The organism is Trinickia mobilis (assembly GCF_017315705.1).
Taxonomy (GTDB): domain Bacteria; phylum Pseudomonadota; class Gammaproteobacteria; order Burkholderiales; family Burkholderiaceae; genus Trinickia_A; species Trinickia_A mobilis.
The window spans coordinates 230,004-255,872 of record NZ_JAFLRF010000001.1; the positions used below are offsets into that span (position 1 = coordinate 230,004).

The window sequence follows — 25,869 nt, forward strand, 5'->3', positions numbered from 1 at the left end:
CTTAAGAATGAATTGCGTGACTATGCCATGGGTCGCTTGGGTTGACTAACGCTATCTGGCCTTCCTTAGCAAAGAATAATAAAAAAGCGCCCTTAGGGGCGCTAAAAAACAACACATTTTGTTTAGAAGTGTTTGCTGCGGCACAGCCGGAACGCGTGTTAGCGCGTGTTAGAAATTGAAATTATCGATGTTGCTCGCGTCGAAGGTGGTCGGCGGCCCGAGAATGATTTCGCCGTCCTTGCCGACAGTCCGCTTGCCGAGCTTGCCGGCGTCGAACGATTCGCCTTCCTTGCCGGTGATCGTGCCCGACGCCAGGCTAGCCGCGGCATAAGCGGCCAGATAGCCCAATTGACCCGGGTCCCACAATTGAAACGCTTTGACGATGCCGTTTTTGATGAAGGCGCGCATCTGGTTCGGTGTGCCAAGACCCGTCAGCATGACCTGACCTTTCTTAGGCGAGGTCGACAAATAGCGCGCCGCCGCGGCAATGCCCACTGAAGTCGGCGCCACGATGCGCTTCAAATTCGGATACTCCTGATGCAGGCCTTGCGTTTCGACGAATGACTTCTGGTCGTCATCGTTGCCGTAAGCGATCTTAATGAGCTTCATCTTCGCGTATTCGGGTTTTTTCAATTCCTCCTGCATCCACTTGAAATAGGCGCCCGGAACCCGCCATTCGGAGCCGCAAGCGGTTGTTGGTGTTGTGCGGTTTATCGCGAAGCCGCCGCGCGCATGAGCGAACGGCGTTCGCGCATGCTGCGCCAGCGCGCAATCAGATACGGAACCAGCATTGAGGACAGCAACAGCGCGCCAGTGACGATCGTCAACGTTTCGCTCGATACGTCGTTGAGCGTCGGCGCATTGCGCAGCACGCCGATGACGACGGGCGAGAGCAGCACGCCGACCATCGACCCGCGCCCGCCGAAAATGCTCACGCCGCCGAACAGCACGGCCGCGATCACCGACAGTTCGAAGCCCTCACCGTTGTCGCCGCGCGCACTCGTAAAACGCAGCGTATAGACGATGCCCGCTAGCGCGTCTCGCCGACCGGGTTCGCCGGATCGTAGTTCGCTTCGACGTGGACCACCTTCAGCAATTCGATGCCGGCGGCATCGTCGATCAGGTCGGCCGGCAGATAGTGGTGTTTCAAATCGCGCGCATCGCCGACAAACGATCTGCCCGGATTCGCGAGCCACGGATAGTGCCTATCGAGATCGGCGAAAGTCTTGAAGGGTTCGGGCTGCTGGTGCGCAAGGAAGAGCCGCTGTCGGAGCCGGCGCTTAGGTTCGTGGAATTGCTAAGGATGTATTCGGGGGGCGGCGTTCCGGGACTTCATCACACTAAGCGCCTGATTGGAATACGTCGGTACCCAAATAATGAAACGCTTATCCTTGATTGTTTTCCTTATTGCTATTGGTGGCTGCTCAAAATACAACAACGAGAAATGGGTCGCTCTACAGGATATGCAGGCATTTGCCGAGCCGAATGACGATCGCGCAAAGCCGATTTTTCTGGTCAAGCAAGGGGAAACATGCGCGCCCTTAGAGGATAGCGTGGCAAGAATTTACGCCTACACTAAGATGCGATGCGCCTCCGGCACTGGTTGGGTGCTGGATGATTTCTTTCAGAAATCGTCCAAATAGTGCGAATGCCATGCCCGCGTTGCTCGCGAGCACGTCGAGGCGCCCGAACGTGTCGACGGCTGCTTTCACCAGCGCCGGTCCGGTCTCCCGCTCGGCGACGTTGCCCTCGACCGCAATCGCGCGCCGCCCCAGCGACGCAATATTGTCGAGCGCCTCGCGAGTGGTCGTCGATCCGTTGCCGCGGGAATATTGGCAACTTGTCCACAGATTGTGTTGGCAAACTTGTGGACAACCTGCGGGCATGACGCATAAGCGCCTGACGCTAAAGGGAAAACGTCGACGCTCGCCGAAGACGGCAGCCGTGCTTTGGAAAAAGCGTGTACGCCGCGTCTTGTTCGACAAGACGCGCCTTGCGGCGGCGGTCGGAGAAAACCGCGTCGCCGCGTACTGCAAGCGGCGTCAACTCGCCGCGCGAGCCCCAATCGCGTCGTGCAGCAGCGAAACCAGCACTTCCGGCTGCGCGGGTTTCGTCATGAAGTGCTGAAACCCTTCGCCGATGCTGCGAAGCCAGTAGGCCTCGTCAGTGTGACCGGTGATCGCCACCGCCACGCACGGGCTGCGATTGGTGCAAATCTCGTAGTCGCGTAACCGCTGAATCAAGTAGAAACCGTCCATCGCCGGCAGATCGAGATCGCAGACGACGGCATCGGGCAGCACTCGCATCGCCGCTTCCACGCCTTCCTCCGCATCCGCCACTGCCACGACTTGCGCTCCTTCCGACTCCAGCAACATCACGAGCGAATCCCGGTTCTGCGGATCGTCTTCTACGAGGACGATCGTCGCCCGGTCAAGTCTCAATGCTCCGTTCATACGTTTTTTTCGCTACCAGTACGGTGCGAAACGCCGCGAAAAAACGCTGCGCTTCGCCAATCAAACTGCCCTTGGCACGCCGCCGCTTGCAACCGCCAGCGGCTTGGCGGCCGCGTGCTGAAGACTCCGACCCGAACCCGTGCCGCGAGTTGCAACGCGATTGGCAGGACAGACAGCGCGTCTCATTCGGCGCAATGTCCGTCCGCGCGACGCTGCTTTGCAATGCAATCTGCAGCATGTGTTTACATGTCGAGCAGTACGCTAGCACGCGACGAAGAAACGCCCATGAAAGACGGCCCGTATATGGTGGTTTCCAAGCCGTTTTCAAGCCGTCCAGCAAGCGGGAGGCGCGGCGTCCGTCACTCCCCGACGCAAAACTTGCGCCTGGTCGTGCCCGTGCGTAGCGTCAGCGTTTGTTCCGGCGCGGAGCGATGCCGTTCGTGAGCAGCGCGATCGCATGACGCGCGATTTCGTCCGTGCCGATCTGCCGCCGTTGCGGATCGGAACGCCAGAAGGTCGACGCCGCCAACGGCAGCAGCGTGAGGCCGAGCAGCGTGGGAAAGACGAGTGCCGGTTCGAGGTCCGGATTCAGGCGCCCTTCCTTTTGCCAGCGGACGATCCACTGAATCTCGTCCTTGCGATGCGTGTCCTTGAAGCGGTCGCGCATGCGCTGCCTCAGCAAGCCCGCGTCGCTGATGACCTCGCGGATCCATAGCGACGGAAACCACGGACGCTCAGCGGCGAGATCGACGAAACGCTGCGCGAGCGCCGCGAGCGCCGCGACCGGGTCGCCCGCGTTGTCCTCGAACGCGCCGCTGATTGCCGCTCGCACCGGGACGAAACGCTCGTCGATCAGCACGTCGAGCAGTTGTTCGCGAGTCTTGAAGTAATAGTGCACCATCGCCGGCGTGACGCCCGCTTCGCGCGCGATCGCGGCAAGCGTCGTATCGACGATGCCCTGCCGCGCAAACAGCGCGAGCGCCGTGTCGAGGAGTTTCTCGCGCTGCTCCGGGCCGCTGGAGCCGCCTGCCGGCCGGCCGGGCCGGCGCGGCGCCGCTGCAGGCTTCGGCGCAGCCTTCGCTGTTCGCGTGCTGTTTTTGGCGTTCTCTGCGCGCTTTCTGGTAGCCATCGTCGAATTGAGTCGTTTGACTGCGAAAGGAATGTCGCCTATATTAATCGCCGCATTAATTAATTTCAACGCCGTGTGTCCTCATGAATATCGATACCCCCGCCGCCGCAGTTGAAGGCGTTCGCACCGAAGCCGGCGAACACCCGCCAATCCGGCTGATCTTTTCGGCGCTGCTGCTCGTCATGCTGCTGGCCGCGCTCGACCAGACGATCGTCTCGACCGCGCTGCCCACCATCGTCGGCGATCTCGGCGGACTGGAAAACCTGTCGTGGGTCGTCACCGCTTACCTGCTCACCTCGACCATCGTCGTGCCGCTCTACGGCAAATTCGGCGACCTGTTCGGCCGCAAGATCGTGCTGCAGGCGTCGATTGCGATATTCCTGCTCGGCTCCGTGCTGTGCGGGCTTGCGCAAAACATGACGCAGCTCATCCTGCTGCGCGCGCTGCAGGGACTCGGCGGCGGCGGTCTTCTCGTCATCACGATGGCGGCAATCGGCGACATCATTCCGCCTGCAGAACGCGGCCGCTATCAGGGGCTATTCGGCGGCGTCTATGGTCTCGCCACGGTCATCGGACCGCTCGCGGGCGGCTTCATCGTCGAGCATCTGTCGTGGCGCTGGATCTTCTACATCAATTTGCCGCTCGGCATCGTCGCGCTCGCGGTGATCGGGGCCGCATTCAGGCCGCACGTCGCGCATGTGAAGCACAAGATCGACTACATGGGAGCGGGTTATCTCGCCGCCGCACTCACCTGCATCATCCTGTTCACGAGCCAGGGCGGCACGGTCCTGCCGTGGTCGTCGCCGGATTTGTGGTTCACGCTTGCGCTCGGCTGCATCGCGATCGCGGGCTTCGTCTACGAAGAGCGTCTTGCCGCCGAGCCCATCATGCCGCTCGAACTCTTCAAGGAGCGCACGTTTCTGCTTGCCAGCCTGATCGGTTTCATCGTCGGCGTGTCGCTGTTCGGAGCGGTCACGTTTCTGCCGCTGTATCTGCAGGTCGTCAAGAATTCGACGCCGTCGCAGGCCGGCATGCAATTGCTGCCGCTAATGGGCGGCGTGCTGGTCACGTCGATTGCGAGCGGGCGGATCATCAGCCGGATCGGCAAGTATCGCGCGTTTCCGATTGCCGGCACGCTGCTCGTCTGCGCCGGGATGCTGCTGCTCGCCACGCTCACTGTTTCGACGCCGATCGAGCGCATGTATCTGTATATGGGCCTCGTCGGCTGCGGGCTCGGCATGGTCATGCAAGTGCTGATCCTCGCGGTGCAGAACACGGTGGCGTTCAAGCACATGGGCGTCGCGACGTCGGGCGCGACGCTGTTCCGCTCGATCGGCGGCTCGGTCGGCGTGGCGGCGTTCGGCGCGGTCTTCACGAACGTGCTGCATGCGCGGCTCGCCGCGCTGCTGCCCGCCGGCGCCGAGTTGCCCCAGGCGCTGCGGCCGTCCGCCGTGCAAGCGCTGCCGGCGGCGATACGCGACGATTACCTGCATGCGTTCAGCGGCGCCATGCATACGGTGTTTGTCGCCGCCGCGTGCATCGTCGTGCTCGCGTTTGCACTTGCATGGCTTATCGAGGATGTGCCGCTCAGGAGAGCCTGAGCAGCGCCCGTCGAGCCGCGAAATGACGGGCGGAAAAAGCATGCCGCCATGAAGGAGCGATGCTCGCCTGGCTCAGGCGCCTGCCGTTGATGTCACACCATCGCCGTCGCTTCGATTTCGATCTTGAAGCCGAAATGCAGCGGACCTGTCGGCACGACGGCGCGCGCCGGCCGTGCATCGCCCGCCCAGCGTGCGTAGATCTGATTGAAACTCGCCCAGTGCTCGACATCGGCGATATAGACGCGGACCTGCACCAGTTGCCCAATGCTGCTGCCCGCGCCTTCGAGCGCCGCCTCGATGTTCGCAAGCACCTGCTCGGCCTGGGTTTCGAAGGACGCGTCGGTCAGCTTCCGGCCATTCGCGTCGATCGGCAATTGCCCCGATACGAACACGAGCCCGTTCGCGATAGCGACGTGGCTATAGTGGCCGCCCGGCGTCGCGAGTCCCGCGGGGTTTTCGGTGCGCGCCCGCCGCGCGCTCTGTTCATTACCAGCCATGAAAGCGACTCCATACGGTAGTTTCGCCATCGTCCGATAGCGCGTGATATTCCGGAAACTGCGCGCCCGTTGCGCAAGCGTGATTGGGCAGGATGCGCAGCTTGGTTCCAATCGGGAAACGCGTCGTCACGTTGATGTCTTGCGGTCCGTTTGCGGATTGCGGCTTCGCGGGCGAGAGAATGCCGTGCTCCTGGTTCGCGCCGCTCAATACCCAATCGTTCAACGGTGCGCCGTCGAGCGCACACGGCAAACCATAGCCGAAATCATGCCTCTGCCTCGACGTGCCGCGGTCGCGGCTCATCGCCATCCAGCCTGCGTCCAGAATGACCCAGCCTTTTTCCGGCTGATGACCGATGACCGTCGCAAGCACGCTCATCGCGATGTCGTCGATCGAGCATACGCCCACGTTGTGCATCACGAGATCGAAAAAGACATAGACGCCCGCCCGCACCTCGGTCACGCCATCGAGCGTCCCGGCGGACAACGCCGTCGGCGTCGAACCGACGCTTACCGCTTCGCAAGGCATCCCCGCGTCGCGCAGCCGCTGCGCCGCGCGAACGCAGCCCGCTCGTTCCTGCTCGGCAAGCGCAGACAGGGCCTCCGGCGTGTGAAGCTCATAGCTGGACCCCGCGTGCGTCATCACGCCTCCCACCTTGGCGCCGCCCTCGTGCAAAATGCGCCCGACTTCGAGCAACGCGTCCTGCTCCGGCGTCATGCCCGAACGATGGCCATCCGTGTCGACCTCGATCCAGACTTCGAGCGACGCTCGCTGCTCGCGCCCGAACTTCGCCACTTCCCATGCCGCGGGCACGTTGTCGACCACCAGCTTCAAATCGCAGCCCTTGCGTCTTAGCGCCATCGCTCGGGCCAGCTTCGACGGCGCGATACTGACTGCGTAAAGAATATCCGTCACGCCCGCCGAAAAAAACGCTTCGGCTTCTTTCAGCGTCGAAACGGTGATGCCTTTCGCTCCCGCCGCCAGTTGCGCGCGGACCACCTCCAGGCATTTGGTGGTTTTCACATGCGGGCGGAATTTCACGCCGAGCGCGTCCATGCGCGCTTGCATGCGCGTGATGTTCCGCTCCATCCGCGAGATGTCGATCAATGCAGCCGGCGTATCGAGTGCGTCGAGTTTCATGCTTTCCTTCGCCCTGGATAAGCGGACGTTGAAGAGGGATCGCTCATGAGCCGGAACACTCCTAGGGTTGCCGTTCGTCCATGCCCCCAAGTATAGATTTCGATCCGGCGTTATCGATTCAGTCCAATTCACTCAATCATTCAAAGAATCTGAATGTTCGCCGATCAGCCGCTCAGGTTCGCCACGGCGGCTGGGGCTTGAAACGGTCCTGCAAATAGCGCATGAAATGCTTGGTGCGGGCGGGCAAACCCGCGCGATTGTGCGTGAGCGCGATCACATCGGCATCCCGCGCCTTCCACGCGGGCAACAGCCGCACGAGATTTCCCTGCGCGATATCGTCGGCGACGTCCCATTCGGACCGGAGGATGACGCCGCGGCCTTCACAGGCCCAGCGGCGAATCACTTCGCCATCGTTGCAGATCAGCTTCGAGGAGACCCTGACACTGCGCGTCATGCGGCCCTTGCGAAACTGCCAGAGCGACACGTCTTCATTGTTCTCGCGCAGCACGATGCAGGGGAGCTTCGCCAGATCGTCCGGGTTCTCCAGGTTTGGGAAACGCTTCATCAGCGACGGCGACGCGCAAACGAAGCGCGAATTCGGTGCGATCGCGTAACCGACAAGATTCGACGCAGGCAGCTCGCCGATGTGAACGACGAGGTCGTAGCGATCGGCCGTTTCAGTCAGCGGCTGATCGGACAGCGTCAGCACGATGTCGACGTCTGGATTGTCCTGTTGGAAATCGGCAATGACGGGAGCCAGATAGCGCCGCCCGAATCCGAGCGGCGCGTTGACCTTCAAGGTGCCGACGAGCCCCGAGCGGCGCGCCAGCAGGTCCTCGAACAGCGTGTCGAGCTGCTGCACGAGTTCCGCGCCGCGCCGGCACAGCAATGCCCCTTCCTCCGTGAACCGCAGCCTGCGCGCGGTGCGGTCGACCAGCCGCGTATCGAGCTTCTTCTCGATCTGTTGGAGACGCTGCGTGACCGCGGACGGCGAAAGCTCGAGTTTTCTCGCCGCCGCGACAAGGCTGCCGGAATCCCGTATCGCCAGCAGGAAACGGATGTCGGAGGAGTCGTTCATGTCGGTGCCGTGGGTTCGTCGATTTGTCGAGCACGCGTCGTCAGCGCGCACCCACCTTCTTCTGACGCCACAGGCACAGCAAATCGCAGGCGATATGCGCGGCGGCAAGCGCCGTGACTTCGCTCTGGTCATACGCAGGCGCCACCTCCACCACGTCGGCGCCGATCAGGTTCACCGCCCCCAATCCGCGCACGATCGCGAGCGCCTGCGCCGACGTCAGTCCGCCGGGCACCGGCGTGCCCGTGCCCGGCGCAAAGGCGGGGTCCAGGCAGTCGATGTCGAACGTCAGATACGCCGGACGGCTGCCGACGATCGACGCAATCCGCTCGAGCGCGGCGCGCGTGCCATGCTCATGCACCCACGCGGCGTCGAGGATAGGGATGCCGAGAAAGTCTTCGTTCCAAGTGCGAATGCCCACCTGCACCGAAGTCTTCGGATCGATCAGCCCTTCCTTCACGGCCTTGTAGAACATCGTGCCGTGATTGAGCGAATCGGGGCTGTCGTCGGCCCACGTGTCGCAGTGCGCGTCGAAGTGAATCAGCGACAGCGGCTTGCCGTACTTCTGCGCATGCGCGACGAGCAGCGGATACGTGATGTAGTGATCGCCGCCGAAGGTCAGCATCTTCGCGTTCGAGCGCAGGATCGTGCGCGCGTGCTCGATGATCGCGGGCTTGATCGACAGCGGATTGTGCGCGTCGAACCAGCAATCGCCGTAGTCGGTCACGGCGAGATCGTCGAACGGGTTGAAGCCCCAAGGGTACGGATGCAGCTCGGCAAGCTGCACGCTCGCCGCGCGCACGGCAGACGGACCAAGCCGTGCGCCCGGGCGGAACGTCGTGGCGAGGTCGAGCGGCACGCCGGACACGACGACATCCACGCCGTCGAGTTCGCGCGTGTATTTGCGCCGCATGAACGACAGCACGCCCGCGTAAGTGTTTTCGATGGAAGAGCCGTAGAGGGACGGACGGCGAATGGCGCCGTCGCCGTAGAGGAGTTCAGTCATGAGACGACCTGATGGAACGTGCCGAATCAAACGCGCGAGGGTTCCTGGTGAAGCGCGTCGAATCAGCGTCGGATTCATTGGGAACGCGACGGCGCGCGCGATGGCGCCGCCGCGCTGGCTTGCGAATCCTTTAGCGCAGCCGCACGAGCGTGGACTTCAGCTCGGTGTACTTCTCCAGTGCGTGCAACGACTTGTCGCGGCCGTTGCCCGATTGTTTATAGCCGCCGAACGGGAAGTTCATGTCTCCCCCTTCGTCGTAGCAGTTGACCCATACCGTGCCCGCCCGCAAGCTGCGCGCGATTTCGTGCGCGTGGGTCAGGTTCGCGGTCCAAACCGCGGCGCCAAGCCCGTACTCGCTGTCGTTCGCGATCTTCACCGCTTCCTCGATGCTGTCGAACGTGATGACCGAGAGCACAGGCCCGAAGATTTCTTCGCGGGCGATCTTTGCGTCCGGCTTCGCGACATCGAAAATCGTCGGTTCGATATAGAAGCCGCCGCTTTCCGGCCTGGCGCGCGAACCGCCGAGCAACAGCTTCGCTTCGGCACGTCCCGCTTCGATATAGCCGAGCACGCGCTCGAGCTGGGTCTTGTCGACGATCGCGCCCATCGACGTCCGCGGATCGAGCGGATTGCCGGGAGTATAGCCGCGTGCGGCCGCAATGACCTTATCGAGGAACGCATCCTTGATATCACGATGCACGAGCAGACGCGAACCGGCGGTGCACATCTCGCCCATGTTGTAGAAGATGGCACCGGCAGCGGCGTTGGCCGCGCGGTCGAGATCGGGGCAATCGGGCAGCACGATGTTCGGCGACTTGCCGCCGAGTTCGAGCCACACGCGCTTCAGGTTCGACTGCCCGGCGTATTGCATGATCAGCTTGCCGACGTTGGTCGAGCCCGTGAACGCCAGACAATCGACGTCCTGATGCAATGCAAGCAGCTTGCCCGGTTCGCCGCCGCCCGGCAGCACGTTGAAAACGCCGGCGGGAATGCCGGCTTCGTGCGCGAGTTGCGCGACGCGGATCGCGGTCAACGGCGACTTCTCCGACGGCTTCAACACGACGCTGTTGCCCGCCGCGAGCGCCGGGCCGAATTTCCACGACGCCATCAGAAGCGGGAAATTCCACGGCACGACAGCCGCCACGACACCCACCGGCTCGCGCGTGACGAGCCCCACCAGATGATGATCGCTGGGCACCACTTCGCCGCCCACTTTGTCGATCGCCTCGGCGAACCATTCGACGCAATACGCGGCGCCGGGCACGTCCACAGTCGTCGTGTCGCCGATCGGCTTGCCCGCGTCGAGCGTTTCGAGCAGCGAGAGTTCGTCGAGATGCTCGCGCATCAGCGCCGCCCAGCGCAGCAGGATTTTTTTACGCGCGCGCGGATTGAGCCCGGCCCATACGCGTGCTTCGAAAGCACGCCGCGCCGCGGCGACTGCGCGATCCACCTCCTGCGCGCCGCTATCGGCGATTTTCGCAAGCACCTTGCCGTCGATCGGACTCACGCAATCGAACGTGCGGCCCGATGCGGCCGCGCAGTATTCGCCGTCGATAAACGCCCGCCCTTCGATCAAGAGCTTGGCGGCCAGGTCGTTCCAATCACTCAGGTTCTTCTTTTCCATCAGGATGCCTCACTGTTATGCGCTCGATGCGCGGCGCGCCGTGAATCGTGACGGCCGCACCGGCTCGAGCGCGTCGCGCGTCGTGCGCCGGTACTGTTTCGAGATGCCGGTTGTTCGAGCGCGAACCTCAGAACGTAGCCGGCGAATTCGCCGACACGATCTCGCAGACTTGCTCCGCGCTCGGATTGCGAAAGCGATGCGGAAAGCGGCTTTCGAAGAAATAGCTGTCACCGGGGTCGAGCAGCCACGTCGTGCCGTCGACAGTCAATTCGATCTGACCGCTGACGACGACGCCGCCCTCGTGTCCTTCATGCTGCAGCATCTCGGGGCCCGTATCCGAGAGCGGCTGATAGACCTCGCGCAAGATGCACATGTTGCGGTCTTTCACGCCGGCCCCGGCCAAGTAGAACTCGATCGATTCGTTGCCGAGATTCGGCATGTCCGCGCGGCGCGAGATGACCGCGCGGTTCTCCTCGATATCGAACGTGAAGAACTCCGCAAGACTCATCGGTATGCATTCGAGCAGTTTCTTGAGCGACCCCACCGACGGGCTCACGCGGTTTTGCTCGATGAGCGAGATCGTGCCATTCGTCACACCAGCGCGCTTGGCCAATTCGCGCTGCGACAAGCCATGCTTCTTACGGATGTACTGAAGACGGGTAGCCACTTCAATGGACACGATGCGCTCTCGAATCGGGGTTGAATCGGGATTGATAAGGCTCACGGGTGTTGAATATTCTAATCACTTTCATGCCCGCGCCGCTCGGGGAAACCCTGAAAAATTTTCGAAATCGCGGCTACGTCACCGCGCATTCTGCTTGACTCTGCGTTGCGCACGTCCTCCGGGAAACCCCCGAGACAAAATTGTATAAAAGGAATTGACGCCGTTTTTGGCTCGTATATCCTGATTCCCAGGTCGTCGTCACACCTTTGTCACGCAACGCAGCATAAATGATTCATAAAGGTGCAAGCGATAGACCCATGCCCCGTTTCGTTAAACGCACACACGTTTTCTCGAACGAGGCGTTCAATACTTTCAACGCAGCCAGTCGAGTGTAATCGTGAGAGTCCGAGGCCCTTTGGTTAGGTGGGATCGAAGTCAGTTGCGGGGTTGCCCCCGTGCTGACGGCGCCATCGCCGACGGCAGCAGCGGCAGCCTTGCGTTTCGCCGTTTCCTGTCCGTCTTCACGATCCTCTCCCGTCGCTCCGTCCGACGCCATAACGCAGTCGCAGCACGCGCCTTCATTGCGGTGCACTGCGACGAGGTCGCTTCCCTGCTCCCGTAGGGCCTCTTTCCTTCTTCGCGGTTCGATTTGTCGGATTGCGTGAACGTGTGTTGATTCGCACGTATTGCGCTAGCTTGCGCTCGTCCGTCGTGAGCCTGTGGCATCGCGACGATAGCGCGACGGGGCGGACTGCGCCCTGCAACCGGGAAATCGAACCGCACCATCCATTTCGCTTGGGTCCGGCGTGCGCTTTCGCGCAACGTCAGGCGGCTTTCGTGCATCCGCAGAAAGCCGCGGCACGCTGCCGCCCAATGCGGAGTTTATCGATGCCGCATGCCGCGGCCACTGAAACACACTGTTAGTCATGCGAAAGAAACCGCTGGTAGGCGTTACCGCCGACAGAACGATGATGGGAGCGCATCCGTCCCATGTGACCGGCGAGAAGTACATCGCCGCGATCGTCGACGGCTCGGAAGCGCTGGCGATGCTGCTGCCCGCTCTCGGTGCGAAGCAGGCAACCGAAGACGTGCTGGCTGCGCTCGACGGCCTGCTTTTCACGGGCGCCTATTCGAATGTCGAGCCGCATCACTACGGCGGCGAGGCAAGCGCACCGGGCACGCTGCACGACCCGGCGCGCGACGCGACGGCGCTGCCGCTGATGCGCGCAGCAATCGATGCGGGCGTCCCCGTCCTCGCGATCTGCCGTGGCTTTCAGGAGATGAACGTGGTCTTCGGCGGGACGCTGCATCAAAGCGTTCACGCGGTGGAAGGCTTCAACGACCACCGCGAGAACAAAGACGACGCCCTTGACGTGCAATACGGGCCCTCGCATTCGGTCCGCCTGAGCCAAGGCGGATTGCTCAGCCGCCTCGCGGGCGGCGCGCTCGAGGCGCGCGTGAATTCGCTGCACGGCCAGGGCGTCGAGCGGCTTGGAGACGGCTTGCTGGTTGAAGCCGTCGCGCCGGACGGACTGATCGAGGCGATCAGCGTGAAGGACGCACCGGCTTTCGCACTGGGTCTGCAATGGCACCCGGAGTGGAAGCAGGCGGACGACCCGCTCTCGAACGCGATCTTCCGTGCGTTCGGCGCCGCCTGCCGCGATCGAATGCGCACCAGGGCCGGCTTGGACGTAGCACCGGCGGCTGCTGCACGCCGCTAGGCACGCCCCGCTGATCGGCCGGTCCGCGCACAACTCTGCTAAGAGAACAATCATGCAAGACATCGATGAATTTCTGAAGAAACACCGCATCACCGAGATCGAAGCGATCATCCCCGACATGGCCGGCATCGCGCGCGGCAAGATCATTCCGCGCAATAAGTTCGAATCCGGCGAATCGATGCGGCTGCCTCAGGCCGTCATGATCCAGACCGTCACCGGCGAGTACCCGGAAGACGGCAGCTTCACCGGCGTCACCGATCCCGACATGGTCTGCGTTCCCGATGCGTCGACGATTCGCCTCATCCCGTGGGCCGTCGATCCGACCGCGCAGGTGATCCACGACTGCGTGCACTTCGACGGCTCGCCCGTCGCGATCTCGCCGCGCCGCGTGCTGCGCCGCGTGCTCGAGCTGTACAAGGCCAAGGGCTGGAAGCCCGTCGTCGCTCCCGAGCTCGAGTTCTATCTGGTCGACATGAACAAGGACCCCGACCTGCCGCTGCAGCCGCCGGTCGGCCGTACAGGCCGCGCGGAAACCGGCCGGCAAGCGTATTCCATCGAAGCGGTCAACGAATTCGACCCATTGTTCGAGGACATCTACGAATACTGCGAGGTGCAGGAGCTCGAAGTCGACACGCTGATTCACGAAGTCGGCGCGGCGCAAATGGAGATCAACTTCCTGCACGGCGATCCGCTCAATCTCGCGGACCGCGTGTTCCTCTTCAAACGCACGGTGCGCGAGGCCGCGCTGCGCCACCACATGTACGCGACGTTCATGGCAAAGCCGATGGAGAACGAACCCGGCTCGGCGATGCACGTTCATCAGAGCCTCATCGACGAGGAAACCGGCCGCAATCTGTTCACCGGCGCGGACGGCGCGCCGACCGAAATGTTCTATGCGTACATCGCCGGATTGCAGAAATACACGCCCGCGCTGATGCCGATCTTCGCGCCCTACATCAACTCATACCGGCGTCTGTCGCGCTTCATGGCCGCGCCGATCAACGTGCAGTGGGGCTACGACAACCGCACGGTCGGTTTCCGCGTGCCGCACTCGTCGCCTGTTGCGCGGCGCGTCGAGAACCGCATCCCGGGCGTGGACTGCAACCCGTACCTCGCGATTGCCGCCACGCTCGCGGCCGGCTATCTCGGCATGACGCAAAAGCTCTCGCCGACCGAGCCGCTCACGAGCGATGGCTACGAGCTGCCCTATCAGCTCCCGCGCAATCTCGAAGAAGGCCTGACGTTGATGGGCGCATGCGAACCGCTCTCCGACATCCTCGGCGAGCGCTTCGTGAAAGCCTATCTCGCGCTGAAGGAAACTGAATACCAAGCGTTCTTCCGCGTCATCAGCTCGTGGGAACGCAGACATTTGCTGCTGCACGTTTGATAACTGGAGGCAATATGAACCACCCCCACGCTCACTATCGTTCGCTGCCCCCCGAGGGGGCCATTGCCTCCCTTGGGGCGGCCCGGCGGGAGGCAATATGAACCACCCCCACGCTCACTATCGTTCGCTGCCCCCCGAGGGGGCCATTGCCTCCCTTGGGGCGGCCCGGCGGGAGGCAATATGAGCTACAGAACCGGCGAAATCGCTTACGTGCAGCCGGCCGCGGCCGCCAGCGGCGAGACGAGCCAAGCGCGCAGCACCGCGCAATACCGCGCGCTCGACGCCGCGCACCACATCCACCCGTTTTCGGACATGGGCACGCTCAACCGCGCGGGCAGCCGCGTGATCACGAAGGCGAAAGGCGTCTATCTGTGGGATTCGGACGGCAACAAGATCATCGACGGGATGGCCGGCCTCTGGTGCGTGAACGTCGGCTATGCCCGCAAGGAACTCGCCGACGCCGCTTACCGGCAGCTTCAGGAACTGCCCTTCTACAACACGTTCTTCAAGACGACGCATCCGCCCGTCATCGAACTGTCCGCCTTGCTCGCGGAAATCGCGCCCGCGCCGTTCAATCACTTCTTCTACTGCAACAGCGGCTCGGAAGGCAACGACACCGTGCTGCGCATCGCCCATCGATTCTGGGGCGCGCAAGGCAAGTCCTCGAAGAAGTATGTGATTTCGCGCAAGAACGGCTACCACGGCTCGACGATCGCGGGCGGCACGCTGGGCGGCATGGGCTACATGCACGAACAGATGCCGTCGAAGGTCGAGCACATCGTCCACATCGATCAGCCGTATTTCTTCGGCGAAGCCGAAGGCAATCTGACGCCCGAGGAATTCGCGCTGGCTCGCGCACGGCAGCTCGAAGCCAAGATTCTCGAACTCGGCGCCGAGAATGTGGCGGCCTTCATCGGCGAGCCGTTCCAAGGCGCAGGCGGCGTAATCTTCCCCGCTTCGACCTACTGGCCGGAAATCCAGCGCATCTGCCGCAAGTACGACATCCTGCTCGCCGCCGACGAAGTGATCGGCGGTTTCGGCCGCACCGGCGAATGGTTCGCTCATCAGCACTTCGGTTTCGAGCCGGACCTGATGACGCTGGCCAAGGGCCTGACGAGCGGCTACGTGCCGATGGGCGCGGTCGCGCTGCACGACCGCGTCGCGAAAGTCATCATCGAAAACGGCGAATTCAATCACGGCCTCACGTATTCGGGCCACCCGGTCGCGGCAGCCGTCGCCGTGGCAAACCTCAAGCTGTTGCGCGACGAGAAGATCGTCGAGCGCGTGAAGTCCGATACCGGCCCGTACTTCCAGAAGCTGTTGCGCGACACCTTCGCCAACCATCCGATCATCGGCGAGATCGCCGGTGCGGGGCTCGTCGCAGGCTTGCAGCTCGCCGAAGATCCGAAGGCGCGCAAGCGCTTCGCGAACGGCGGCGATGCCGGCACGATCTGCCGCGACTATTGCTTTAGCGGCAACCTGATCATGCGCGCCACCGGCGACCGGATGCTGCTGTCGCCGCCGCTCGTGATCACGCGCAGCGAGATCGACGAACTCGTGTCGAAGGCGAAAAAAGCCATCGACGCCACCGCTCAAGCTCTGCATGGGACCTGAGCAAGTGCTCTGCATGGGGCCGAAGTAAGTGCTGAAGCACTAACTCCGGCCGACAGCTGAAGCGCTAACTCAGGATCGACAGAGTTGGGCCTTTCGTAACGGCAGTACCCATCGGCACGGGTGCGGCGACCGCACACAACAGGGGGCACCCGAGCCGGGTTTTCATTTCCAAGGGAAATCTCATCATGAGCGTTATTTGTTCTGGACGTCATCTTCGTCATGCCATCGCGGGGGCCGCTCTTCTAGCCGTCACGGGCTTGTCCGCGTCGCTCGCCACGCCGGCGCTCGCGGCCGACACCGAACTGAACGTGTACAACTGGTCGGACTACATCGCGAAGGACACGATTCCGAACTTCGAAAAGGAAACGTCGATCCACGTGAAGTACGACAACTACGACAGCGACGACACGCTGCAGGCCAAGCTGCTCGCAGGCAGCTCCGGCTATGACGTCGTCGTGCCGACCTCGAACTACATGGCGAAGCAGATCCAGGCGGGCGTCTATCAGAAGCTCGACAAATCGAAGCTGCCGAATCTGGCGAACCTCGACCCGGCGCTCATGAAGAAGATTGCCGACGCGGACCCGGGCAATCAGTACGGCGTGCCCTGGGCCTACGGCACCGACGGCATCGGCTACAACGTCGAGGCCGTGAAGAAGGCGCTTGGCGATAACGCGCCCGTGGACAGCTGGGCGCTCGTGTTCGATCCGGCCAATCTCTCGAAGCTGAAGGGCTGCGGCGTCTCGTTCCTCGACCAGCCCGTCGACGTGTTCGCGGCCGTGCTGCAGTACATGCACAAGGACCCGAACAGCACGAACCCGGCTGACTACCATGACGCGTTCGAGCAGCTCAAGAAAGTGCGCCCGTACATCACGCAGTTCAACTCGTCGGGCTACATCAACGATCTCGCGAACAACGACATCTGCGTCGCGCTCGCGTGGTCGGGCGACGTCGGCATCGCGCGCCGCCGCACGATGGAAGCGAAGCGCTCGTATGAAGTGAAGTTCTCGAACGTGAAAGAAGGCGGCCTCCTGTGGTTCGACGTGATGGTCGTTCCGAAGGACGCCCCGCACCCGGAAGCCGCGATGAAGTGGATCAACTACATCGAAGATCCGAAGGTCAATGCGGCGATTACCAATGAGGTGTTCTACCCGACCGCCAACCATGCCGCACGCCAATTCGTGACACCCGCGGTGGCGAGCGACCAGACCGTCTACCCCTCGGACGACGTGCTGAACAAAATGACGCTGATGAAGCCGATTCCCACGGACATCCTGCGCCTCGAAAACCGCCTCTGGGCCCAACTGAAGACCGGCCACTGATTTCTTCATGACCGCGGGCGAGGGGTCGCTCGACCCCTCGCCCGCACGAAGCCGCATCACGGCAGTCAGTCTGCGCTGACGGGATTCTCCCCGCGCAGTCCCCAAGTTTCTCTCGATCGCTGCAAGCCCTGTGAGCCGCACTCGCGCCTCGCACGGAACCGCTCATGCCCGCGATTCGCAAGGAATGGTCAGATCATGAATACGACAGCTTCAATCAAGGCGCCCGCAGCGCCGCAATCGAACCGCGATACGCCCATCGCTTTCACGAAGCACGCGAAATCGGACGAATTCGTTCGCATCGAAAACGTCGTCAAGAAATTCGGCGACAGCACCGCCGTCGACAACGTCAATTTGTCGATCGCCAAGAACGAACTGTTCGCGCTGCTCGGCAGCTCCGGCTGCGGCAAGTCGACGTTGCTCCGAATGCTCGCCGGCCTGGAAACCGCCACGTCGGGAAAGATCTATGTCGACGGCGAAGATCTCGCGACGCTGCCGCCGTACAAGCGTCCGGTCAACATGATGTTCCAGTCGTATGCGCTCTTTCCGCACATGACGGTCGAGGCCAACGTTGCCTTCGGCCTGAAGCAGGAAGGCACGCCGAAGAACGAGATCAAGGAGCGCGTCGCCGATGCGCTCGCGCTCGTGCAGATGAGCAAGTACACGGGCCGCAAGCCGCATCAATTGTCCGGCGGGCAGCAGCAGCGCGTTGCGCTCGCGCGCTCGCTCGTCAAGCGCCCGAAGCTCCTGCTGCTCGACGAGCCGATGTCCGCGCTCGACAAGAAGATCCGCCAGAAGACCCAGCTCGAACTCGTCGACATCATCGAGAAGGTCGACGTGACCTGCGTGATGGTCACGCACGACCAGGAAGAAGCGATGACGATGGCAAGCCGCCTCGCCGTCATGAGCGAAGGCAAGATCGTGCAGATCGGCTCGCCCTCGCAAGTCTACGAATTCCCGAACACCCGCTTCTCCGCCGAGTTCATCGGCTCGACCAACCTCTTTGAAGGCGTGGTCGTCGAAGACGAGCCCGACCACATCTTCGTCGAGAGCGAAGACCTCGAAGCGCGCATGTATGTGAGCCACGGCGTCACCGGGCCGCTCGGCATGCCGGTCGGCATCTCGGTGCGCCCGGAGCGCGTGCGCGTGTCGCGCGAGCGTCCGGCGACGCCGCATAACTGGGCGCGCGGCGTCGTCACGGATATCGCCTACATGGGCAGCTATTCGCTGTACCACGTGCGCCTGCCGAGCGGCAAAGTCGTCGTGTCGAATCTCTCGAGCTCGCACCTCTTGCAAGACGGTGCGCCCGCCTACAACGACGACGTGTTCGTCTACTGGTCGCCCGCTAGCGGCGTGGTGCTGACGCAATGAGAAATCCCGCCACCTCCTCCCTGCCCGCCGCGAACGCGAACGCCAACGCCGGTTCCTGGTTCGCGCCGCTGCGCGCCTTTGCCGCTCGCTTCCTGCCTTCGGGCCGCACGACCGTCATCGGCATACCGTTCATCTGGCTCACGGTGTTTTTCGCCGTGCCGTTCGTGCTCGTCCTGAAGATCAGCTTCGCCGATCAGCAGCTCGGCATCCCGCCGTACAACGATCTCGTCAGCCTCAAGGACGGCGTCGTGCACTTCGCGCTGCAACTGGGGCACTACGTGTTCCTGATGCAAGACGATCTGTACGTCGCCACCTACATCAGCTCGCTCAAGATGGCCGCGGTTTCGACCTTCTTCTGCCTGCTGATCGGCTATCCGATGGCGTACTACATCGCGCGCTCGAATCCGGCGACGCGCAATGTCCTGATGATGGCTGTGATGCTGCCCTTCTGGACGTCGTTCCTGATTCGCGTCTATGCGTGGATCGGCATCCTGAAGAACAACGGCTTGCTGAACAACTTCCTGATGTGGACGGGGATCATCCATCAGCCAATCGAGCTTTATCACACGAACACGGCGGTCTATATCGGCATGGTCTATTCCTACCTGCCGTTCATGGTGATGCCGCTCTACGCGCACCTCGTGAAGATGGACCTCACGCTGCTCGAAGCCGCCTACGACCTCGGCGCCAAGCCGTGGACCGCGTTCACGCGCATCACGCTGCCGCTCTCGAAGAACGGGATCATCGCGGGAAGTCTCCTCGTGTTCATCCCGGCGGTGGGCGAGTACGTGATCCCCGAACTGCTCGGCGGCGCGGACACGCTCATGATCGGCCGCGTGATGTGGGACGAGTTCTTCAACAACATGGACTGGCCGATGGCGTCCGCCGTGACGGTCGCAATGGTGCTGCTGCTGCTCGTGCCGATGGCCGTGTTTCAGTACTACCAGGTCAAGGAATTGGAGAGCGCGAAATGATCAAGCCCAGCAAACCCCTTTCGGCGTCGGTGCTCACGGTCGGCTTCCTGTTCCTGTACATCCCGATCGTCAGCCTCGTCGTCTTCTCGTTCAACGAGTCGAAGCTCGTCACGGTCTGGTCCGGCTTCTCGCTCAAGTGGTACGGCGCGCTGCTGAAGGACGACGAGCTGCTGACCGCGGCGTGGCTGTCGCTCAAGATCGCGTTGATGACGGCGTGCGCGTCGGTCGTGATCGGCACCTGGGCCGGCTTCGTGCTGGCCCGCTTCGGACGCTTTCGCGGCTTCATGCTGTTCGCCGGGATGATCAACGCGCCGCTCGTGATTCCCGAGGTGATTCAGGGCATCTCGCTCCTGCTGCTCTTCGTCGCGCTCCAGCAGATGATCGGCTGGCCGAACGGGCGCGGCGTCGTCACGATGTGGATCGGTCACGTGATGCTGTGCGTGTCGTACGTCGCGATCATCGTGCAGTCGCGCGTGAAGGAGCTGAACAAGTCGCTCGAAGAGGCCGCGCTCGATCTCGGCGCCACCCCGCTCAAGGTGTTCTTCGTGATCACGCTGCCGCTGATCTCGCAGGCGATCCTGTCGGGCTGGCTCCTGTCGTTCACGCTGTCGGTCGACGACCTCGTGTTGTCGGCGTTCCTGTCCGGCCCCGGCTCGACCACCCTGCCCCTCGTCGTGTTCTCGCGCGTGCGCCTCGGCCTGAACCCCGAAATGAATGCGCTCGCAACCCTGTTCATCACGCTCGTGACGATCGGCGTCGTCATCGTGAACCAGATGATGCTGGCGAAGGAACGCAAGCGGATGCGCGACATGCAAATGGCCTTCGCGGCGATAGAGCCCGGCCACACGAAAACACCGCGCATTCCGCAAACGGCGAGCGCCCGCAAGGCACCCGAGCCGCTCGGGACGGCTTGACCCGATCGAACAAGAAATCTCACTGCAAAACGACCTAGAACGGAGAATTGGGATGCAAAAGAAACTGATATGCATGCTGGTGGCGGCCAGCATGCCGGGGCTCGCATTAGCCGACTCGACCAGCGCCGAAATCAAGGCGCTTCAGGCCGAGCTGAAGGCGCTGCAAAAAGAAGTCAAAGCACTCAAAGCCGAAGTGGCGGCCAAGCCGGCCGGCGCGGCTAGCGTGGGCGCCGGCGGGACGGCCACCGCTGCGGCCGCGCCTGCCGCGCCGGTCGACATCTCGTCGCCGGACTACGGCAAGGCGCAGGCGACGCTGACCAACGATCAGGTCGACACGATGAAGCAGCAGATCGCCAATCAGCAGTTGAAGGTGGATTCGCTGGTCGATGCGGCCAACACCGGGCCGATCGCGGGCCTCTCGGTCACGGGCTATATCGACCCGACCTACCTCTACAACCGTGCGCAAAGCAGCTCGTCGTTCCTGTTCGCGAACCACGAAAGCAACTACAACTACTTCAACAGCACCTTCGGCGACTTGTACCTCGACATCAAGAAGACGTTCGGCGTCGGCCCGACGGCGCCGTCCGCCGAAATCACGCTGATGCCGAACCGCGGCAACGGCATCACGCTGCTGCAGAACGAACATGGCAGCACGGGCCTCAACATCCTGAACACGGCTGTGGTCAACGTGCCGCTGTCGGGCACGACCACCTTCGTGGCCGGCTTGATTCCGAGCTTCGGCGGCTACGAAGTGCAGCAATCGAATCAGATGCAGACGCTCACGCACAACCTGCTCTACGACTTCTCCGATCCGGGCAGCTACGTCGGTATCGGCTTGAACTACACGGGCGACGGCAGCAACTGGGCGTGGAAGTTCTTCCTCGGCAACGAGCAGTACCGCACTTACGGCTCGGTGACGCAGACGGGCACGAACGCTTTCGGCGACCCGATCACATCGAGCAACAAGATCCCGTCGTTTACCGCGCGGACCGACTACACCTGGTCGAGCGCGCTCGATATCGGCGGCTCGTTCAACATTGGACGCCAGACGCTCGCCACCGCGACCGATTCGAGCGGCAATACGGTCGGTTTCGGTCCTGCCGGCTTGTCGAGCACTGCATACGGCACGTTCTTCTTCGGCGAAGCGGACTTGACCTATACGCTGGCCGATGTGATCTACAACGCCGAAGTGGACTACGGCCAGCAGCAGCACGCGGCGTACAACGGCGGCGAAGCGCAGTGGTACGGCTTGTCGCTGCTCGCGCACCGCAAGTTCAACGTGCCGATGCTCGGACGGATGGGTGCGACGCTGCGCTACGACTACCTCGTCGACAGCAAGAACGGCGGCGGCGGCGGCGGCATTGCGCTGAACAGCCAAGGCCGCGATCCGTACAACGGCTTCGGCATCAGCACCGAGTGCTTCCAGAACTCGACCGACAACGGCATCGAATGCAAGGGCGCAAACCGCCAGGACGTCGCGCTCGACCTGCTGTTCTATCCGACTCAGCAGATCACCGTGAAGGTCGAATACCGGCACGATTGGGCGAACAACGCGGTGTTCCTGCGCAACGACGGTTCGTACGCGAAGTCGAACGACCTGTTGGCCACGCAGTTCATCTACTCGTTCTAAACTGTTGCACCCGTGCGGCGCGAGGCGCCGCGCACGTCGATCGACGCGCCGCCTCGCGCCCTCCTCCGCCTATGCTCAAGTTCTCGAATCAACCCCACGTCGCGTCTTACTACGCGGCCACCGCCAACGATACGACACGCCACGCGCCGCTTGCCGATGCGCTCACGGTCGATGTCTGCGTGATCGGCGCCGGGCTTACCGGCATCAGCACCGCACTCAATCTGGCCGAACGCGGTTACTCGGTCGCGGTGCTGGAGGCGTCGAAAGTCGGATGGGCCGCGAGCGGTCGCAACGGCGGCCAGTTGATCGCGGGCTTCGCCTGCGGCATCGATGCGTTCGCAAACTACATGAATGCGGCCGACGTGAAGCGCATCTGGGACATGGGTCTCGAAACGCTCGATATCGTCAAGGACCGCGTCGCGAAGCACCACATCGATTGCGACCTGACGCTCGGCTACCTGAGCGCGGCGAACAAGCCGCGCCATACCGGCGAGCTGCGCGCCGCGCGCGACGATGCCGCCAAGCGCTTCGGCTACGACCGTTTGCGTTATGTCGAGCGCAATGCGATGCCGGAATACGTGCAGTCGTCGCGCTACCTGGGCGGGCTGTTCGACCCCGACAGCGGCCATCTGCATCCGCTCAACTACACGCTGGGGCTCGCGCGCGCCGCGAAAGACGCGGGCGCACAAATCTTCGAAGACAGCTGCGTGACGGCGATCGGCAACGAAGACGGCAAGCATGTCGTCGAAACGTCGCAGGGCCGCGTGCGCGCGCAATACGTCGTGCTCGCGTGCAATACCTACCTCGGCGCGCTCGCGCCGCAGCTTACGCGCAAGATCATGCCGGTCGGGACCTATGTGATCGCCACGGAACCGCTCGGCTACGCGCGCGCGCAGGCACTGATGCCCGCAGGCGCCGCGCTGTGCGACAGCCGCTTCGTGCTCGATTACTTCCGTCCGTCGCCTGATGGGCGCATCCTGTGGGGCGGCAAGGTCAGCTACTCGACCTTCGCGCCGCCCAATCTCGCGCAAGCGATGCGCCGCGACATGCTGAAGACGTTCCCGCAGCTCGCCAACGCAAAAATCGACTACGCGTGGGGCGGCCATGTCGACATCACGATGAATCGCGCACCGCATTTCGGGCGGCTGGCGCCAACCGTCTATTTCGCGCAAGGCTTTTCCGGGCACGGCGTGAACACGACGGGCCTCGCCGGGAAGCTCATCGCCGAAGCCATCGACGGGCAAGCAGCGCGCTTCGATTTGTTCGGCAAGATTCGGCACCGCGAATTTCCGGGCGGCACGCTGCTGCGCACGCCGGCGCTCGTGCTCGCGATGGCGTGGTATCGAATGAAGGATTGGCTCTGATGACTGCAACCCTCGACAAGCGCGCAGACGATCTCGCGCGCCGCTCCTATTACGAAGCCAGCGTGCGGCGACCCGCCGTGGACGACCCCAGGCTCGAAGGCACGCTCGACGTCGACGTCTGCGTGATCGGCGCGGGCTTTGCCGGCCTCTCCGTCGCGCTCGAATGCCGCGCGCGCGGCCTCTCCGTTGCCGTGCTCGATGCGCATCGTCCCGGTTGGGGCGCATCGGGCCGCAACGGCGGGCAAGCGCTCGTCGGCTTTGCGAAGGACGAAATCATCGAAACGCAGCTAGGCCTCGAAGGCGCGCGGGCGCTGTGGGCGATGTCCGTCGACGGACTCGCACTGATTCGCGAGCGCATCGCGCGGTACGGCATCGATTGCGATTTCACCGCGGGCTATTTGACCGTGGCGGCCAAGTCCAAACGCGTGCCGGATTTGCGCGCGTGGATGGACGCGGCCTCATCGCGCTGGGGCTATCCGCATCTGTCCTGGCTCGAGCACGACGCGGTGCGTTCACGTATCGCATCCGAGCGCTATCTGGCCGGTGTCTACGATCCGAATTCCGGCCACCTCCATCCGCTCAAGTATTGCCTTGGACTCGCCGATGCCGCGCGCCGCGAAGGCGCTCAACTGTACGCCCATTCGCCGGTGCTCCAAGTCGAGCGCGGCGCGCGCCCGGTCGTGCGCACGGCGACCGGCGAAGTGCGTTGCCGCTTCGTCGTCGCGGCCGGGAACGCGACGCTCAAGGGCGTATTGCCGCCCCGGATCGCCGCGCGCATCGCGCCGATCGCTTCTTATATCGTCGCGACCGAACCGCTCGGGCAAGCCCGTGCCGATGCGCTGATCGCCGGTCGCGCAGCGATTTGCGACAACAATTTCTTCCTCGACTATTTCCGCCTCTCCGCCGATCACCGCGTGCTATTCGGCGGACGGGCCAGTTCGACAGGAGCATCGCCAGCGAAGCTCGCCGACCATATCCGTAAGCGCATGGCCGGCGTGTTTCCGCAGCTATCCGATGTGAACGTCGAATACGCATGGGGCGGCTTTGTCGACGTGACGCGCAATCGCGCGCCCGATTTCGGCGCGATCGATCCGAACTACTTCTACGTGCAAGGGTTTTCGGGGCATGGCGTCGCGCTGACGGGCATCGCCGGGCGCGTCGTCGCGAAAGCGATCAGCGGAAACGCCGCCGCTTTCGATCTCTTCGCGAAGCTGCGGCATGCGCGCTTCCCGGGCGGATCGGCATTGCGCGGCCCCGCGCTCGAACTCGGAATGCTCTATCACCGCATGCGCGAGTTGTTCTGAAGCGCGGCACGGAACGCGAATGGTTCAGCTCAACTCTGCCTGGTCGGCAGCCAGCGCCTGGGGCACCACTTCCCGCAAGAACTCGACGAATGTCACGATCTTGGCATCGAGGTATTGCCGCGAGGGATACAGTGCATAGGCCGTCAGTCTTTGCAGTTGATGGTCCGGTAATACACGTACCAACTCGCCGCTCTTCAGGGCGGGTACGGCTGATGGCATGGGCAGGGCGCCGATCCCTTTGCCCTCCCGCAGCGCCCCGCTGAGTGCGTCCGGAAGATTCACCCGAAAGGCCGTCGGCGGAAGGTCGAATGTTTCCCGTCCGTTGGGTCCGTCCAAATGCCAGCGATCGCGCGGAAAAAGAGGGGTGACGTACTGTAGGCACGAGTGACAGGCAAGTCCGGCGACGCCGTCTGGCGTTCCGCGTTCGTGCAGATAGGCTGGCGACGCGCACAGCACGCTGTGCACCGTCCCAAGCTGTTGCGATACGAGTCCCGAGTCCGGTAACCGGGTAGTGCTCATATGGATGGCGACGTCATAACCCTCGTCGATGAGATCGGGCACGTGCTGAGACAATGTCAGATCGACCGACACAGCGGGATAACGTTGCTGATAACGCATGATGGCCGGCACCAGGTACGTCTGGCCAAAGTCCGGCATCGCATGCACTCGCAAACGACCGGACGGGCGAGCCAGTGCGTCTGCTGCTTCGGCCTCCGCCTGATCGATATAGGCGAGAATTTGTTGGCAACGCTGCAAATAGCGTCGCCCTGCCTCTGTCAGGGCGATGCTTCGGGTGCTACGGTTGAGCAGTCGGGTACGTAGATGCGTTTCCAAGTAGGATACCGCGCGCGATGCCTGGGGAAGCGTGACTGCCATGCGTTGCGCTGCACCGGTAAAGCTGCCCTCTTCGGCAACGCGGACGAATATCCGCATCGTGTGCAGCGTGTCCAACGTCAAATCCTCCAATTCAAATTCCAAGCGATCCGCAGTAACGCCGGTTGTCAGCGTGTCATCAGGCTTGCCGGTTCTGACTTCGACACGCTGCACCTGCGTCGCCCGTCAGGCGCCGCTCGATGGCCTCCCGATC

General features: G+C 62.9%; 23 protein-coding genes and 4 pseudogenes. 14 read left to right on the forward strand and 13 right to left on the reverse strand.

The window, feature by feature from the left end:
* Window positions 1-168: 168 nt before the first annotated feature.
* From J3489_RS01085 to J3489_RS01095, 3 pseudogenes are all read right to left on the reverse strand, one after another.
* Window positions 169-726 (reverse strand): annotated as a pseudogene (locus J3489_RS01085) (substrate-binding domain-containing protein); the annotation flags it as partial.
* Window positions 711-1,049 (reverse strand): annotated as a pseudogene (locus tag J3489_RS01090) (ABC transporter permease); the annotation flags it as partial. The pseudogenes J3489_RS01090 and J3489_RS01085, both read right to left, overlap by 16 nt.
* Window positions 1,034-1,216, reverse strand: a pseudogene (locus J3489_RS01095) (amidohydrolase family protein); the annotation flags it as partial. The pseudogenes J3489_RS01095 and J3489_RS01090, both read right to left, overlap by 16 nt.
* Here J3489_RS01095 and J3489_RS37285 point away from each other — a divergent pair.
* Window positions 1,202-1,312 (forward strand): annotated as a pseudogene (locus J3489_RS37285) (LysR family transcriptional regulator); the annotation flags it as partial. The pseudogenes J3489_RS01095 and J3489_RS37285 overlap by 15 nt on opposite strands.
* A 64-nt stretch (window positions 1,313-1,376) precedes the next feature.
* Entirely contained in the window at window positions 1,377-1,643 is a 267-nt protein-coding gene (locus J3489_RS01105; RefSeq protein WP_206996092.1) for a hypothetical protein, read from the forward strand.
* Here the strand turns inward: J3489_RS01105 and J3489_RS38695 are convergent.
* The 3 genes from J3489_RS38695 to J3489_RS01120 form a co-directional block, all read right to left on the reverse strand.
* Window positions 1,542-1,886 carry an SDR family NAD(P)-dependent oxidoreductase gene (locus tag J3489_RS38695; RefSeq protein ID WP_206996002.1) on the reverse strand — a complete coding sequence of 115 codons (345 nt, stop codon included), beginning with the start codon at window positions 1,884-1,886 and terminating at the stop codon, window positions 1,542-1,544. The two genes, J3489_RS01105 and J3489_RS38695, sit on opposite strands and share 102 nt — an antisense overlap.
* Window positions 1,887-2,042: 156 nt before the next feature.
* Window positions 2,043-2,453: a response regulator gene (locus J3489_RS01115; RefSeq protein WP_206995329.1), complete on the reverse strand. Its 411-nt coding sequence runs from the start codon at window positions 2,451-2,453 to the stop codon at window positions 2,043-2,045.
* Window positions 2,454-2,859: 406 nt separating this feature from the next.
* Window positions 2,860-3,582 carry a TetR/AcrR family transcriptional regulator gene (locus tag J3489_RS01120; RefSeq protein WP_206995331.1) on the reverse strand — a complete coding sequence of 241 codons (723 nt, stop codon included), beginning with the start codon at window positions 3,580-3,582 and terminating at the stop codon, window positions 2,860-2,862.
* 83 nt (window positions 3,583-3,665) lie between these two features.
* Between J3489_RS01120 and J3489_RS01125 the strand changes: the two genes are divergently transcribed.
* Window positions 3,666-5,183, forward strand: coding sequence for an MDR family MFS transporter (locus J3489_RS01125; RefSeq protein WP_206995332.1), 1,518 nt, complete (start codon window positions 3,666-3,668; stop codon window positions 5,181-5,183).
* A gap of 92 nt (window positions 5,184-5,275) precedes the next feature.
* Here J3489_RS01125 and J3489_RS01130 read toward each other — a convergent pair whose 3' ends face one another.
* The 6 genes from J3489_RS01130 to J3489_RS01155 form a co-directional block, all read right to left on the reverse strand.
* Window positions 5,276-5,680: a RidA family protein gene (locus tag J3489_RS01130; protein ID WP_206995334.1), complete on the reverse strand. Its 405-nt coding sequence runs from the start codon at window positions 5,678-5,680 to the stop codon at window positions 5,276-5,278.
* Entirely contained in the window at window positions 5,670-6,818 is a 1,149-nt protein-coding gene (locus tag J3489_RS01135) for a DSD1 family PLP-dependent enzyme (protein WP_206995336.1), read from the reverse strand. Before J3489_RS01135 ends, J3489_RS01130 begins: the two co-directional genes overlap by 11 nt.
* Window positions 6,819-6,990: 172 nt before the next feature.
* The gene (locus J3489_RS01140; protein ID WP_206995338.1) at window positions 6,991-7,896 is read right to left on the reverse strand and encodes a LysR family transcriptional regulator; all 906 of its coding nucleotides are present in this window, start codon (window positions 7,894-7,896) and stop codon (window positions 6,991-6,993) included.
* 40 nt (window positions 7,897-7,936) lie between these two features.
* Complete coding sequence (gene speB, locus J3489_RS01145) at window positions 7,937-8,899, reverse strand: agmatinase (protein WP_206995340.1); 963 nt, start codon at window positions 8,897-8,899, stop codon at window positions 7,937-7,939.
* Window positions 8,900-9,029: 130 nt separating this feature from the next.
* Complete coding sequence (locus tag J3489_RS01150; RefSeq protein WP_206995342.1) at window positions 9,030-10,523, reverse strand: aldehyde dehydrogenase; 1,494 nt, start codon at window positions 10,521-10,523, stop codon at window positions 9,030-9,032.
* 127 nt (window positions 10,524-10,650) lie between these two features.
* Window positions 10,651-11,202: a cupin domain-containing protein gene (locus J3489_RS01155; RefSeq protein ID WP_206995344.1), complete on the reverse strand. Its 552-nt coding sequence runs from the start codon at window positions 11,200-11,202 to the stop codon at window positions 10,651-10,653.
* A gap of 400 nt (window positions 11,203-11,602) precedes the next feature.
* On the opposite strand from J3489_RS01155, the gene J3489_RS38700 reads away from it, so the two are divergent.
* The 11 genes from J3489_RS38700 to J3489_RS01205 all read left to right on the forward strand — a co-directional run bounded on the left by J3489_RS38700 (window position 11,603) and on the right by J3489_RS01205 (window position 24,782).
* Window positions 11,603-11,809 (forward strand): hypothetical protein, encoded by a 207-nt coding sequence (locus tag J3489_RS38700; RefSeq protein WP_136892219.1) that lies wholly within the window; start codon window positions 11,603-11,605, stop codon window positions 11,807-11,809.
* Window positions 11,810-12,113: 304 nt separating this feature from the next.
* Complete coding sequence (locus J3489_RS01160; RefSeq protein WP_206995347.1) at window positions 12,114-12,908, forward strand: gamma-glutamyl-gamma-aminobutyrate hydrolase family protein; 795 nt, start codon at window positions 12,114-12,116, stop codon at window positions 12,906-12,908.
* Window positions 12,909-12,960: 52 nt separating this feature from the next.
* Window positions 12,961-14,295: a glutamine synthetase family protein gene (locus tag J3489_RS01165; RefSeq protein WP_206995349.1), complete on the forward strand. Its 1,335-nt coding sequence runs from the start codon at window positions 12,961-12,963 to the stop codon at window positions 14,293-14,295.
* 180 nt (window positions 14,296-14,475) lie between these two features.
* Window positions 14,476-15,909 (forward strand): aspartate aminotransferase family protein, encoded by a 1,434-nt coding sequence (locus J3489_RS01170; RefSeq protein ID WP_206995351.1) that lies wholly within the window; start codon window positions 14,476-14,478, stop codon window positions 15,907-15,909.
* Between the two features lie 185 nt (window positions 15,910-16,094).
* Complete coding sequence (locus J3489_RS01175) at window positions 16,095-17,228, forward strand: polyamine ABC transporter substrate-binding protein (protein ID WP_206995353.1); 1,134 nt, start codon at window positions 16,095-16,097, stop codon at window positions 17,226-17,228.
* A 195-nt stretch (window positions 17,229-17,423) separates the two neighbouring features.
* Window positions 17,424-18,596, forward strand: a complete 1,173-nt coding sequence (locus tag J3489_RS01180) for an ABC transporter ATP-binding protein (RefSeq protein WP_242539682.1) — start codon at window positions 17,424-17,426, stop codon at window positions 18,594-18,596.
* Window positions 18,593-19,570 carry an ABC transporter permease subunit gene (locus J3489_RS01185; RefSeq protein WP_206995355.1) on the forward strand — a complete coding sequence of 326 codons (978 nt, stop codon included), beginning with the start codon at window positions 18,593-18,595 and terminating at the stop codon, window positions 19,568-19,570. Before J3489_RS01180 ends, J3489_RS01185 begins: the two co-directional genes overlap by 4 nt.
* Window positions 19,567-20,484 (forward strand): ABC transporter permease subunit, encoded by a 918-nt coding sequence (locus J3489_RS01190; protein ID WP_206995357.1) that lies wholly within the window; start codon window positions 19,567-19,569, stop codon window positions 20,482-20,484. The genes J3489_RS01185 and J3489_RS01190 overlap by 4 nt, the downstream gene beginning before the upstream one ends.
* A gap of 52 nt (window positions 20,485-20,536) precedes the next feature.
* Window positions 20,537-22,114, forward strand: coding sequence for a DUF3138 family protein (locus J3489_RS01195; RefSeq protein ID WP_206995359.1), 1,578 nt, complete (start codon window positions 20,537-20,539; stop codon window positions 22,112-22,114).
* A 71-nt stretch (window positions 22,115-22,185) separates the two neighbouring features.
* Window positions 22,186-23,478 carry an NAD(P)/FAD-dependent oxidoreductase gene (locus J3489_RS01200; RefSeq protein ID WP_206995360.1) on the forward strand — a complete coding sequence of 431 codons (1,293 nt, stop codon included), beginning with the start codon at window positions 22,186-22,188 and terminating at the stop codon, window positions 23,476-23,478.
* Entirely contained in the window at window positions 23,478-24,782 is a 1,305-nt protein-coding gene (locus tag J3489_RS01205) for an NAD(P)/FAD-dependent oxidoreductase (RefSeq protein WP_206995362.1), read from the forward strand. Before J3489_RS01200 ends, J3489_RS01205 begins: the two co-directional genes overlap by 1 nt.
* A gap of 24 nt (window positions 24,783-24,806) precedes the next feature.
* Here the strand turns inward: J3489_RS01205 and J3489_RS01210 are convergent, their stop codons facing one another.
* A complete protein-coding gene (locus J3489_RS01210; RefSeq protein WP_206996006.1) occupies window positions 24,807-25,733 on the reverse strand; it encodes a LysR family transcriptional regulator in 927 nt (308 codons plus the stop codon).
* Between the last annotated feature and the right edge of the window lie 136 nt (window positions 25,734-25,869).